At 73.8% G+C, this 12,407-nt stretch carries 13 protein-coding genes and 1 pseudogene; 4 read left to right on the top strand and 10 right to left on the bottom strand.

The window, feature by feature from the left end; translation table 11 throughout:
• Positions 1–152 precede the first annotated feature (152 nt).
• From CHR28_RS15205 to CHR28_RS15180, 6 genes are read right to left on the bottom strand one after another with little or no spacing between them, the layout of a single operon-like run.
• On the bottom strand, positions 153–1,367 hold the full coding sequence (locus CHR28_RS15205) for a cytochrome P450 family protein (protein WP_179272447.1): 1,215 nt from the start codon (positions 1,365–1,367) through the stop codon (positions 153–155).
• Positions 1,364–2,602, bottom strand: coding sequence for a cytochrome P450 (locus CHR28_RS15200; protein WP_094054149.1), 1,239 nt, complete (start codon positions 2,600–2,602; stop codon positions 1,364–1,366). Before CHR28_RS15200 ends, CHR28_RS15205 begins: the two co-directional genes overlap by 4 nt.
• Complete coding sequence (locus tag CHR28_RS15195) at positions 2,599–3,225, bottom strand: GTP-binding protein (protein ID WP_094054148.1); 627 nt, start codon at positions 3,223–3,225, stop codon at positions 2,599–2,601. Before CHR28_RS15195 ends, CHR28_RS15200 begins: the two co-directional genes overlap by 4 nt.
• Positions 3,197–3,559, bottom strand: a complete 363-nt coding sequence (locus CHR28_RS15190; RefSeq protein WP_094054147.1) for a DUF742 domain-containing protein — start codon at positions 3,557–3,559, stop codon at positions 3,197–3,199. Before CHR28_RS15190 ends, CHR28_RS15195 begins: the two co-directional genes overlap by 29 nt.
• A complete protein-coding gene (locus CHR28_RS15185; RefSeq protein WP_094054146.1) occupies positions 3,556–3,978 on the bottom strand; it encodes a roadblock/LC7 domain-containing protein in 423 nt (140 codons plus the stop codon). The genes CHR28_RS15190 and CHR28_RS15185 overlap by 4 nt, the downstream gene beginning before the upstream one ends.
• Positions 3,975–5,744, bottom strand: coding sequence for an ATP-binding protein (locus tag CHR28_RS15180; protein ID WP_256984258.1), 1,770 nt, complete (start codon positions 5,742–5,744; stop codon positions 3,975–3,977). Before CHR28_RS15180 ends, CHR28_RS15185 begins: the two co-directional genes overlap by 4 nt.
• 323 nt (positions 5,745–6,067) lie before the next feature.
• Between CHR28_RS15180 and CHR28_RS15175 the strand changes: the two genes are divergently transcribed.
• On the top strand, positions 6,068–6,304 hold the full coding sequence (locus tag CHR28_RS15175; RefSeq protein WP_094054145.1) for a hypothetical protein: 237 nt from the start codon (positions 6,068–6,070) through the stop codon (positions 6,302–6,304).
• 64 nt (positions 6,305–6,368) lie between these two features.
• Here the strand turns inward: CHR28_RS15175 and CHR28_RS15170 are convergent, their stop codons facing one another.
• Both CHR28_RS15170 and CHR28_RS15165 read right to left on the bottom strand, forming a co-directional pair.
• Positions 6,369–6,818 (bottom strand): hypothetical protein, encoded by a 450-nt coding sequence (locus tag CHR28_RS15170; RefSeq protein ID WP_094054144.1) that lies wholly within the window; start codon positions 6,816–6,818, stop codon positions 6,369–6,371.
• Between the two features lie 82 nt (positions 6,819–6,900).
• Complete coding sequence (locus CHR28_RS15165; protein WP_094054143.1) at positions 6,901–7,515, bottom strand: hypothetical protein; 615 nt, start codon at positions 7,513–7,515, stop codon at positions 6,901–6,903.
• Positions 7,516–7,674: 159 nt separating this feature from the next.
• Here CHR28_RS15165 and CHR28_RS15160 point away from each other — a divergent pair, with 159 nt between their 5' ends.
• Positions 7,675–9,333 carry a catalase gene (locus tag CHR28_RS15160; protein WP_094054142.1) on the top strand — a complete coding sequence of 553 codons (1,659 nt, stop codon included), beginning with the start codon at positions 7,675–7,677 and terminating at the stop codon, positions 9,331–9,333.
• Positions 9,334–9,337: 4 nt separating this feature from the next.
• Here CHR28_RS15160 and CHR28_RS15155 read toward each other — a convergent pair.
• Positions 9,338–10,193 (bottom strand): annotated as a pseudogene (locus CHR28_RS15155) (fructosamine kinase family protein).
• Between the two features lie 142 nt (positions 10,194–10,335).
• Between CHR28_RS15155 and CHR28_RS15150 the strand changes: the two are divergent.
• Positions 10,336–10,659: a hypothetical protein gene (locus CHR28_RS15150; protein WP_094054141.1), complete on the top strand. Its 324-nt coding sequence runs from the start codon at positions 10,336–10,338 to the stop codon at positions 10,657–10,659.
• A gap of 30 nt (positions 10,660–10,689) precedes the next feature.
• On the opposite strand, the gene CHR28_RS15145 is transcribed toward CHR28_RS15150, so the two are convergent.
• Complete coding sequence (locus CHR28_RS15145; protein ID WP_094054195.1) at positions 10,690–11,301, bottom strand: hypothetical protein; 612 nt, start codon at positions 11,299–11,301, stop codon at positions 10,690–10,692.
• Positions 11,302–11,743: 442 nt separating this feature from the next.
• Here CHR28_RS15145 and CHR28_RS15140 point away from each other — a divergent pair, with 442 nt between their 5' ends.
• Positions 11,744–12,271 carry a hypothetical protein gene (locus CHR28_RS15140; RefSeq protein ID WP_094054140.1) on the top strand — a complete coding sequence of 176 codons (528 nt, stop codon included), beginning with the start codon at positions 11,744–11,746 and terminating at the stop codon, positions 12,269–12,271.
• The last annotated feature ends 136 nt before the right edge of the window (positions 12,272–12,407 follow it).

Here is a 12,407-nt window from a genome sequence, read left to right as displayed (position 1 = left end):
GCTGTGCACGGGTGAGCCCTGCTGAGCGCACAACGGGCATCAACGCGGTTCCCAAGGCATCGGACGTGCACGTAGGTTCGAGGCATCGCGGGGGCACGACCGGAACGGGGGACCGGTCGCGCTCCCGCGCGTCGCCCGTGCGTCCGGCTGCCTCAGCCGCGCAGCCGGACCGGGATCTCCTGCCAGCCGAAGGCGATGAACGACGGCACCTGCCGCAGCCCCGCGTCGCCGGTCTCCAGTCGCAGGTCCGGGAAGCGGTCGAAGAGCGCGGGCAGCGCGGTGAGGGCCTCCAGACGGGCCAGCGGCGCCCCGATGCAGCGATGGACGCCGATCCCGAAGGAGAGGTGGTCGTCGGCGGCGCGCGTGGCGTCGAAGGTGTCGGCGTCCGGCCCGTAGTGGTCGGGATCGAGCCCGGCGGCGGCGTACGTGGTGATGATGGCGTCGCCGGCCGGAATCCGCACGTCGCCCACGGTGAGGTCGTCGACCGCGAACCGCAGTGGCAGCGAGGCGATCGACGGGTGGGCGCGCAGCGTCTCGTCGACGACCGCGTCCCAGCCGATCTTCCCGGACCGCACGGCCGCCAGCTGCTCCGGGCGCCGCAGCAGGGCGACGACGGCGTTGCCGATCAGATTCACGGTGGTCTCGAAACCGGCCCCGATCACCAGCAGCAGCGTGTACAGCAGTTCCTCCTCGCTGAGCCGGTCGCCGTCCTCGTCCCGGACCCGGATCAGCTCGGTCGTCATGTCGTCGCCGGGATGCGCGCTCTTGTGCGCGATCAGCGCGGGCAGCACCGTGCCGATCTGCCGCTGCACGGACGCCGCGTGCTCCGGCGTCGGGTCGGAGGTGTCCATGATGGCCGCGACCAGCCGGACCGTGTCCTCCCGCAACGCGTCCGGCACACCGAACAGTTCGCAGATGATCCGCATCGGCAGCGGATGGGCGAACCTCTCCTTCAAGTCCACGGCCTCGTCACCGCCGAGCGCGTCCAGCAGCTCCGCCGTGACGGCCTCGACCCGGGGCCGCATCGCCTCGGTGCGCCGGTGGGTGAAGCTCGGTGCCACGAGCCGGCGCAGCCGGGCGTGGTCGGCGCCGTAGGTGGAGAGCATGTTGACCACCCCGACCCAGCCCAGGATCCACGCCCAGGACGGATGGGCGCCGAGCTCGGGCCACAGCCGCCAGTGCAGCCGCGGGTCCCTGCTGACCCGCGGGTCGAGGATGAGCTCCTTGAGGGTGTCGTAGCGCGTGGGCGCCCAGGCGGGGATGCCGCCCGGCAGCTCCACGGGCACGATCGGGCCGAGGGTGCGCAGCCGGGCGCTCTCGGCGGCGATGTCGGCGCCCAAGGGGTCGAGAGCGATGCGGTCGGTCACGGTCGTCCTCCAGGCTGGTCGGGGGAGCGGGGGCTGAAACGGACGGGGAGCGCCGTCAGCGAACGGTGGAACGGCCCGGGCCGCCAGCTCAGGCGCTCACGGGGCAGCACCGGTTCGAGGTCGGGCAGCCACTGCGTGAGCCGCTCGATCGCCTCGGTGGCGATGAGCAGGGTGTGCTGCTTGACCGGGCAGGCGTGCGGTCCGGCCGACCAGGACAGGTGGGACGCGTCGGACGGATGCCGGTCCGTGCCGCGGTCCTGCTCGGCCGCGTGCGCGAGCGCCCCGTAGGAGATCACCACCGGCACCGCCGCCCGGATCCACACGCCGTGGAAGGTGACCGGCGTACGGGCGTAGTGGATGCCGTAGTTGGCGAGGGGCGTCTCGTGGCGCAGGACCTCCAGCACCGCGTCCGTCACGGGGCGGGCGCCGCTGGTGAGCGTCGAGTAGTACTCCGGGTTGCCGAGGATCCGCGACAGCGCGTTGGACACCAGGTTCGCCGTCGGCTCGTGGCCCGCGCCGAGGGTGAGGAACACCTGCCAGGTGACCTCCTCGGGGGTGAGGCCCGCCGGGTGGTCCAGCAGCCAGCTCGTCAGGTCGTCGCCGCGCCGTTCGGTCTTGGCCGCGATCAGCTCCAGCACGTACCCGCCGTACTCGGCCTCGCCCTCGGCCGCCTGGGCGCCGCCCTCGATGAGTTTGCCGAGGGCGGCGTCGAGCCGGTCGCCGGCGCTGTCCGGCAGCCCGAACAGGCTGTTGAACACCAGCGCCATCAGCGGCCGCGTGAAGTCGGCCACCAGGTCGGCCTCGCCGCGCGGCCCGAACCGGCTCACCAGCAGGTGCACCGCGCGGTGCACCCGGGCCCGCAGGTCGTGCGGCTCCACCAGGTCGAAGGCGTCGATCAGCGAGGTGCGGTAGCGCAGGTGGGCGGCGCCGTCGGCGAACAGGGTGTTGGGCCGCCAGCGCATCATGCCGAGCACCGGCGAGTCGTCCGGGACGGTCGCCTCCCAGGGCCGCGGATCGTGCGAGAACGTCTCCGTGTCGTGCAGCAGGTCCAGCGCCGCCCGCCGGTCCGTGACGACGTACGCCGGTACGCCGGGCGCGAGTTCGGCCCAGCCGACCGGGCCCTGGGCGCGCAGGGCGGCGTAGGAGGAGTAGGGGTCGCGGGCGAAGCCCTCCTCCCAGAGACGGACGGGTGCCGCGAGGGAGAAGGCCTGCTCGGCGGGGGACGGGTGGGTCACCGGGGCTCCGGGGGGTGGTGGTCGATCAGGTGCTGCACCAGCGCGAGCAGGGCGTCGATCGAGGAGTCCGCCTCCCGCGCGTCGCAGGTCACCATGGGGGTCGTGGGCTCCAGGTCCAGGGCGGCGCGCAGCTGCTCGGGCGTGTGGTGCCGGGGCGCGTCCGGGAACGTGTTGAAGGCGACCGCGTACGGCAGTCCCGACTCCTCCACCAGTCCCAGCACGTCGAAGGAGGCGTCGATGCGGCGGGCGTCGACCAGGACGAGCGCGCCGAGCGCGCCGTAGGCGATGTCGTCCCACAGCTCCCGGAACCGCTCCTGGCCGGGTGTGCCGAACAGGTACAGCACGATGCCGCCGGGGAGGCTGATCCGGCCGAAGTCGATGGCGACCGTGGTGGTCGACTTCTCGCGCACCCCGGCGAGATCGTCCACCTGCGCCGACGCCTCGGTGAGCAGCTCCTCCGTGTGCAGCGGGCGGATCTCGGACACGGAGCGGATCAGGGTGGTCTTGCCCACCCCGAAGGGCCCGGTGACCAGGATCTTCACCAAGTCCCGGGCGGTGTCGGGGAGATGGACGTCCGCCCCGGCGGGCCGGTCGTCAACGGTGCTTGAGGTCGCGGAGGCCATCGGCCACTCTCTTCAGCAGGTCGGGGTCGAAGCGCCGGGCGGGCGGGATCGGCGCGCGGGCCAGTACCAGGTCGCGGTCGAGGAGATCGGCGGCCAGCACCAGCACCGCGGAGACGGGCAGCCGCAGCAGGGCCGCGGCCTCCACCACCGTCAGCGAGCCGTGCCCCAGCTCCTCCAGGAGGGCCGCCTGGGCGGCGGGCAGATCGGTGGGGGCCCGCCCGCCGCTGCAGGTGAGGACCGACAGCCGTTCCAGATGGGTACGGCTGGGCCGCGCCACCCCGCCGGTGGACAGGTACGCGGGAACCAGGGGACGGCCGCCTCGGCGGCCGGTCATGCCGGCGCGTCGCCGTCGGCACCTCGGGGCCCGGCGGCCATCGCCTTCTCGCCGAGGCGCGCCACCTGCGAGTGGACCCGGTGGGCGAGCAGGTCCAGGCGCACCTCGGGATCGCCGTACGCGGCCACGCAGGTGCCGTGGTCCGTCGGCACGATGAGGACATAGCCGTGGTCCGACTCGACGACGACCTGCCGGATGTCGGCCCGGTCGGTGTCGGCGAAGGCCGCCGCCGCGGTGCGGCAGGCGCCCTGCACCGTGCTGGTGATGGCCGCGACCCGCTCGGCCGACGGCTGCGACAGGGCGTCGGTCCAGCCCGTCACGAGCCCGTCCCGGGTGAGCAGGACGGCGGCCACGACGTGCGGCACCTCCAGAACCGGTTCGAGCACCCATGCCGTGTCCCCCGTTGCGCGGCTGCTCATCGAGCCGTTCCCCCTTTGTGGTCGGTTTTGTCGGTTTTCTCGGCTTGGTCGGCCTGGCCGGTCTGGTCGGTCCGGCCGGTCTGGCCGGTCCGGGCGGCCTGGCCGGTCTGGTCGTGCCGGTCGGTCGGGCCGGTGCCTTCGTGGCCGGTGCCTTCGTGATCCGTGTCGTCGTGGCCGGTGTTGTCGGCCGGTGCGTCGGCCGGTGCGTCGGCCGTGGCCGTTGCCGGGTCGCGCTCGGGTACGGGCGGGACGGCTCCGGTGTTCGGCCGGGCGGCGGACCGTCGCGCGGCCGCCGTGCCGGACTGGAGGGCGCCGAGGGCCGCCGCGGCCTCCTCGGGGCGCTGCGGCCTGCGCTGCGGCGCGCCGGTGGAGGCCTCCGCGGCGGGCCCGGCCGCTACCGCCGCCGCCCGTCTGCGGCGACGCCGCTGGGGCAGGCTTCCGCCGTCCTCGCGCGGGGCGGCGTGGTGACCGCCGGGGCGGCCGTCGTCGGGGCCGTCGTGATGGCCCGGGACGGGCTCGTCGGGTGCGGTGCCGTGGGCGTGGTCGGGGGTGGCCCCCCGGGGCTCCGGCGCTGTGGCCCGGGCCGGTGCGGCGGCGGCCGTTGCGGCGCCGGCGGGTGTGGCCGGGGCCGGTGTGGCAGGGGTCGGTGCCGCCGGGGCCGCGGGGCGCGCACTGCCCCCGGTGCCTCGCGCGGCGCGGGTCGAGCGGGGGGCGCCGGCCGCGGGCGGCCGTTCCTCGGGGTCGATCCGGGTCAGCAGGTGGCTGTCGATCCGCAGCACCGCCCGCACCCCGCCGTACGGCGACGGTGACGACAGGTCCACGCTCAGGTCGAACTGCCGGGTGAGCTGGCCGACGGCGGCGAGCCCCATGCGCGGCGGGTCGCCCAGGTCGGTCAGCAGGATCGGCTCGTCACCGGCCACCATCCGCTGCGCGCGGGCCCGTTCGTCCTGCGACATGCCGAGGCCGGCGTCGTCGACGGTGACGCAGACCCCGTGGTGGACGGCCTCCAGGTTGACCACGACCTCGGTGTCGGGCGCGGAGTGCCGCAGCGCGTTGTCGAGGAGTTCGGCGACGATGATGGCGACGGGCTCGACGGCGTGGGACACCAGGGCCGTCCCCGTCTCCAAGTGGTTGTGGACCCGGACGCGCCGGTAGCCCGCGAGCCGGGCCTGACCACCCGTCACCGCGTCCACGAGGTGGGACTCCTCGCGGGCGAGCCCGACCCAGGCGCCGCACACCACCGCGGCGACCTGCGCCCGGCGCAGCGACTGCTCGTTCTCGTGGTCCAGTTCGAACAGCGTCTGCGCCAACTCGGGGTCGTCGTAGCGCTGTTGGAGTCCGCGCAGGGCGTCCTGCAGCCGGTACAGCGCCGCCTGGATCTCCCGGGTCGCGCCCCGCATCCCGGCCTGGGCGGCCGCGTCGATCCGGGTGCGCTGCGCGGCGAGTTCGGTGTGCACCCCCTTGAGCACCTGCTCCAGCGCGAGCCCCAGGGGCGTATCGGTCAGCTGCGGGTTCAGCGGGCCGGGCACGGTGACGTGCGGATGGGCCGCCTGCCGGGCCGCCGCCGGCACGCGGCGTGCCGCCAGGTGTTCCACTTCCGCCGTGAACGCGCGTGAGGTGCCGTCGAGCCGGGCACGCAGCGCGGCCGTCTGCGTCCGCTGCAGGGCCAGTTGCCGCCGTGCGCGCAGCAGTCCGCCGCCGAGGGCGAACGCGGACAGTGTGCCGAAGGCGAGACCGCCGACGGCCAGGTCCGGTATGTCGATCATCGAGTCGATTCCAGTAGGGAGCCGGGCAGGGCGGCGCCCATGGCGCTCTGGCGAACCACCCGCAGCACAGTACACACCGTCATCGACCGGTCTCGCATCGTGGGAGGCCACTTCTCCACGAAAGTGATCGGTGACTGTTCGCATCTGTGGCAACTGTCGGAATTGCCGTACGGAGGAGGGGAGTTGGTGGTGCGTGCCGGTCTGCCCGGCCGGTCTTGGCCGGAAAATCACCGAACGTGGTGACTACGGGCTGTGTGTCCCGTCGGAGGCCGGGTACCCGTCCGGCGCCTGAAGAGGTCCGCTCCACGGAGAAGGAGGTCCGCATGACCAGCGAGACGGAGACCGGTGGCGCAACCGGCACGCCGGACAAGGACTACAACCTGATCTGGTACGTCGAGGCATGCCTGAGCAACGCCCTGCGCCTGGAGACGTACATCCAGGACGCGGAGCGCGCGAAGGACACCGAGGTCGCGGATCTGTTCCGCAAGGCCCAGGCGGACAGCCGCAAGGGTGCCGAGCTGGGCAAGAACCTCCTGCGCGCACGCCTCAGCGAGGGCTGAGGCACCGTCGCGCGAGCGGCCCGGACCCCGCCGGGGTCCGGGCCGCTCGGTGCGCCTGGGGCGGTCAGCCGGCGTACACCCTGCCTTCCCTCACCGTGTAGTGCGCCGGCTCGGAGCAGCCCAGGGACGGGGTGAGCAGCAGGCTCACCGTCAGCGGGGCCGGCTCGGTGTTCGCGGTGGAGAACGCGCAGACGGCGCCCTTGCCGGTGAGCGGGTACCAGAACCAGCCGTCCACGTCGCCCACGGTCACGCGGTCCGTCTCCTTCCAGGCGCCGCCGGACTGCGTGAACACCTGCAGACGCACGGAGGCGGCGTACTCGTCCTCCGGGGAGCGCAGCGCGGTCAGCGTGATCCTGTAGTCGGATCCGAGGGTGGACGAGGCGATCTGGCGGGTCTGCGGCGCGGCGGTGCCGGCGCTCGACGCGCCGGCGCCGGCGGCGCCCAGGGCGGCCGCCACGGCGACGGTGAGGGCCGCGGTCACACCGCGGCGGGTCGGCTTGCGGGTCAGGCTCATGTGTTCCCCCGTCGGAACGAGTTGAAGGGGTTTGTCCCCACGGGGGAGAAGACACACCACGGCGGACGGGGGTTGTACGGGCTCACAGCCCGAACACGTCACCGACCCGTCCGGTGAGATCGTCCTCCGTCAGCGAGCCGTCGACAGTGAGGGAGGGCAGCCCCAGCCGCGCGGTCTCCTCGCGCAGCCGCCGCGTGAACAAATCGTCCCGCGCCGCGAGGTTGCGGACCGCCCGTTCCGGATCGCCGGTCCGCTCCGTGAAGCTCACCCCGGCCGCCGCCCGGCTCCGGAACACCGCCCGGCGGAATTCCGGTGTCGGAAGCAGCCAGACCGCGCGCCCCGGCGCCGGGAGCAGGGGTTTCACGAGGTGCGGCAGCAGCCGGAACCCCTCGACGACCACACACGGCTCGCTCGGCATGCGCCGCAGGTCCTCGACGATCAGGCCGAACCCCTCGCCCCGGAACCAGTGGAACGTCTCCAGCATGTCCTCGGGGGAGCGGTGCACCCACCGCTCGTCCATGCCCATGGCGAGGAACGCGTGCAGCAGCGGCGCCTCCCCGGCGGTGGTGCGGCGCGCGTGGTCCGCCATGGCGTCGTCGGTCGAGTACAGCCGCCAGCCGTGCCGCTCGGCCAGGCGACGGGCGACCGTGGACTTGCCCGCGCCGCTGCCGCCCCCGATCCAGTGGACGTGCCGCACGCTCTCCCCTTTCCGCTCCCGCGAGCCGCTTGCCGGTGCCGGATGCGTGAGTGATCCCCGGTCGGCGGGTACCCGGGCGTTCCGCCATCACCGGCGGGGCGGCCGCTCGCGATGCCGCCCCGGCCGGACGCCGGCCCAGAGCCGAAGGAGCCCCTGCTTATGACGGACGTATCCGGCACCGGACCCGCTCCGGGCGACGACCGCAAGGTCCTCACCAATCGCCAGGGCCATCCGGTCTACGACAACCAGAACCAGCGCACGGTCGGCGCCCGCGGTCCGGCCACCCTGGAGAACTACCAGTTCCTGGAGAAGATCAGCCACTTCGACCGGGAGCGCATCCCCGAGCGCGTCGTGCACGCCCGCGGCGTCACCGCCTACGGCCACTTCGAGGCCTACGGCGCCTGGGGCGACGAGCCGATCAGCCGCTACACCCGGGCCAAACTGTTCCAGGAGCGCGGCAAGCGCACCGACGTGGCCGTCCGCTTCTCCACCGTCATCGGCGGCCGGGACTCGTCCGAGGCCGCCCGCGACCCGCGTGGTTTCGCCGTCAAGTTCTACACCGAGGACGGCAACTGGGACCTGGTCGGCAACAACCTCGGCGTCTTCTTCATCCGCGACGCCATCAAGTTCCCGGACGTCATCCACTCCCTCAAGCCCGACCCGGTGACCTTCGAGCAGCAGCCGAACCGCATCTTCGACTTCATGTCGCAGACGCCCGAGGCCATGCACATGCTGGTCAACCTGTTCAGCCCGCGCGGCATCCCCGCCGACTACCGCCACATGCAGGGCTTCGGCGTCAACACCTACAAGTGGGTCAACGCCGAGGGCGAGACCAAGCTGGTCAAGTACCACTGGATGCCCAGGCAGGGCGTGCGCAGCATGACCGAGGAGGACGCGGCCAACATCCAGGCCGACACCCTCGGCCACGCCACGAAGGACCTGTACGAGGCGGTCGCCCGCGGTGACCACCCGGAGTGGGAGCTGCTCGTCCAGATGATGGACGACCACGACCACCCGGAGCTCGACTTCGACCCGCTGGACGACACCAAGACCTGGCCCGAGCAGGACTTCCCGCCCAAGCCGGTGGGCCGTATGGTCCTCGACCGGATGCCGGAGAACTTCTTCGCCGAGAACGAGCAGATCTCCTTCGGCACCGGCGTCCTCGTCGACGGCCTGGACTTCTCCGACGACAAGATGCTCGTCGGCCGGACCTTCTCCTACAGCGACACCCAGCGCTACCGGGTCGGCCCGAACTACCTCCAGCTCCCCGTCAACCAGGCCAAGAACGCCGAGGTGCGCACCAACCAGCGCGACGGCCAGATGGCGTACCACCAGGACGGCGGCGGCGAGAACCCGCACGTCAACTACGAGCCGTCGATCACCGGCGGCCTGCGCGAGGCCCAGTACCCGACCCACGACGAGCAGGGCCCCGAGATCACCGGCCGCCTCACCCGCAAGCGCATCCCCCGCACCAACGACTATCTGCAGGCCGGCCAGCGGTATCTGCTGATGGAGGACTGGGAGCGCGACGACCTGGTGAAGAACTTCATCGGGCAGCTGTCCCAGTGCGACCGGGCCATCCAGGAGCGCATGGTCTGGCACTTCCTGCTGGTCGAGAACGACCTGGGCCTCAGGGTCGGCGAAGGGCTCGGCATCGGCCCGGAGGACGTGAACGGCCTGGAGCCGCTGGCGAGCCAGGACCTGACGGACGAGGACCGGGAACGCCTGTCCCGGCTGGGCAAGAACCAGCCGCGCGACGTCGAGGGCCTCACCATGACCCACTGCGTCCCCGACGAGCGGCATGTGGTGACGCGCTGACCGGTCAGCCCGTCAAGGCCGAGCGGGCCACGGACAGGGCCTGCTCGGCGTAGCCCCGTCCGAACAGCACGGCGTGCACCAGCAGCGGGAACAGCTGGTGCACGCCGACGCGTTCCGTCCACCCTTCGGCGAGCGGCGCCACCCGCTGGTAGCCGTCCAGCACCGCCTCCAGGTGGGGGCAGCCGAACAGCCGGAGCATCGCCAGGTCGGTCTCCCGGTGCCCGCCGTGCGCGGCCGGGTCGATGAGCCGGACGTCCCCGTCCGCCGCCCACAGCACGTTGCCGCTCCACAGGTCGCCGTGCAGCCGGGCGGGCGGCTCGGCCGGCCCGGCCAGTTCGGGCAGCCGCTCGCACAGGCGTTCCACGACGGCCGCCTCGCCCCGGGCGCAGCGTGCCCTGGTCGACCGCCCGCCGCAGATACGGCAGCACGCGCTGCCCGGCGTACCACTCCGGCCAGTCGGTGCCGGGCTCGTTGCGCATCGGGGCGAGCCCGATGTACGCGTCGGCGGGACCGCCCGGCGGGGGCGCCCCGAACGCGGGCGCCCCTGCGGCGTGCAGCCCGGCCAGGTCCCGCCCGAACCGCAGTGCCGCCTCCCGCCCCGGCCGCCCCTGCGGAACCCGGTCGATGACCAGCCAGGCTCCCTCGTCGCCGTGCACGGCCGGTACCCGTACGGTCCCGGCCGCGGCAAGCCACCGCAGCCCGGCGGCCTCGGCCCGAGCCGCTCCCGGCGCGTCGGACCGTTTGACGACCACGACCCGCCCGTCGTCGAGCGTGACCTCGGCGAGCGCCCCGGAGATGTCCCGCTCGCCGCTGACCGCACGCCCGGTGAGCCGGGCCACGACATCCGAACGGGCGGTCATACATCTTCCTTTCGCGGGCCTCACGCGATGGCCCTTCAGGCTACGACCACGCGGCTGCCCGCCCGGCCCCGGCGTCACGCGGGACGGTGAAATCCCCTTCCGCGTCGACAGAACCGGCCGCCGCCGGGGGAGCAGTCGGGGCATGACGACTTCACCGTTCCAGCGCACCATCGCCCTGCCCGCCCCGGTGTGCGAACAGGCCGCACAGCATCTGGAGCAGGCCGCGCACCGGGCCATCGACGGGGCCGCCGTCCCCCTGAAGGCGTTCCGTTCGGCCGCCGACAGCGACTTCACCCTGCCGCTGTCCGTGGTCGAGCAGGCCGCGGCCTGCCTGCTGGTGCTCGCCACCGAGACGGCCCAGACCGTCCGTCCCTCCGCGCTGCGCGCCACCATCAGCGTCGCCCTGCGGCTGCGCGACGCCGTGGAGCTGGCACACCAGCCCGCCCTCAGCAGCCGCTTCTGGTGAGGAGCCGCCGGGCCATGACCCGGCGGAAGGTCAGCTGCCGTGCCGGTCCGGGACGACGGCCACACGGGTGGTGATGCGCACGAGGCTCGGCCGGCGGGGGGTCGAACCGGAACCGAACCGCACGGGGGGCTCGACGGGGCCGAGAGCGCCGAGGTCGCGGCCCGCGCGGGCGACGGTGGCCGAGACGACCGGGTGCAGGTCCCGCGCGCCGTACCACTGGTGCCGGCCCGGCCGGACACTGCCGTGCGTGCCGGCCCCCAGCAGCAGCCGGGCGGGCCGGTCCCACAGCGCGAGCCACCCCGGGCTGGTGGCGACCGGGCCGGGCACGGCCCGCAGCGCGAGACCGGGCAGAGCCCTCGGGCCGGTGCTGAACCGCAGGTCGAGGGGTGGGGCGCACACGGTCCAGTGGCGGCGGCCGGTGATCCGCACCCGGATGGGTACGACCCGTACCTCGTCGAAGAGGTAGGTACGTGCGACGAAGTCCGCCGTCTCCCGCGAGGGCGCCAGCAGCAGGCGATGCCCGTCGGCCTCCTCGACCATCAGGTCACTGAACGGGCCGAACGGCGACCGGGGCCAGTGCCCGAGCACGACACGAGTACCGGATGCCGTGCCAAGCCCCGCGATCCACCCGTCGAAACGCAGGGCGCACCCCGGCGAACGAAACCCCGCAGGCCGGCCGGGCCCGACGCGTCCGGCTCCATACCCCAGCACGCCGGCCGGGTGCCCGCCCGGCCGGGCCGGAAACGGCCGGGGCGGTGGGCCGCCCGGCCGGAAACGGTTGGGGCAGCCGGCGCGAGCAAGGCCCGCGGCGTGCCGCCCTCCACCGGCCGGGTCGCCCACGACCGCACGGGCGCGCCCCCCTGACGGCTCGGCTCGCTGCTCCCTGCCCGTCCAGTCGCCCGCGATCGCACGCGCAGGCGGCTCTCGGAGCGGCCGTCGGTCCGGAGTGGTGCGGGATGTGCCGGAGCGGTGCGGGATGTGGGCGAGGCCACGTCCGGGACGAGGTCCCGGTCACGTCCGGGCTCGGGGGGCGGCCGTTACCGTCTACGACCAGACCCGCCCCCTCCCCTCGGACGGTCCGGCAGTGCAAGCAGATCTCTCTCCTGTCATAGCGGCGACCGCCCAGTGGCTGACGCGCGCCTTCCCCGCCACCGGCGGTGCCCTCGCGTCCGCCCTGTGCGAGGTGCAGGCCCGGCAGGCCGCGACGGTCGCCGCGTGGCTGCGCTATCCGACGGCGATGGACGCCGCCCTGCTCGGTCTGGCGGGTCCCGGCGGATCCGCGCGGCTCGACTGGATCACCGGCGCCGACGCGGCCCCGGACGAGGACGAGGACGCGTACGCCTGGCGCACCTGGGTGGACGAGGTCGTGGCCAGCTGGGCGGCCGGCCTGCTCAGCGATCCGGACCTGGCCGCCCGGGCCGTGGCGGCGCTCGCCGAGGGCGGGCACGGCACCGGCTCGCCGGCCGAGTTCCGCCGGCTCGTCGCACCCGACGCCGGTGACCGCGGCGCCGCGGCCCTCCTGCGCCACCCGGACCTGCTCGCCCCCGTCGCGGAACTGCACCGGCCCCAGCTCCTCGACCGCCTCGGCCCGGGCCACACCCTCACCGCCTGACCTGCGGGCCTCTCTCGCGCGGACCCCCGCCGCGCGTTGTCTCACTCTCCGTGACTCACCGGTTTGCCGTAAGCGACCGTGCCCCGTCTCCCCCCTCGGCGGACGCTGAGCGTGGGCTCGACGGCCTCCGGCCACC

Origin of the sequence: Streptomyces sp. XY006 (genome assembly GCF_002237655.1) — a bacterium.
GTDB classification, from domain to species: domain Bacteria; phylum Actinomycetota; class Actinomycetes; order Streptomycetales; family Streptomycetaceae; genus Streptomyces; species Streptomyces levis.
This window is presented reverse-complemented; position numbering and strand designations above follow the sequence as displayed.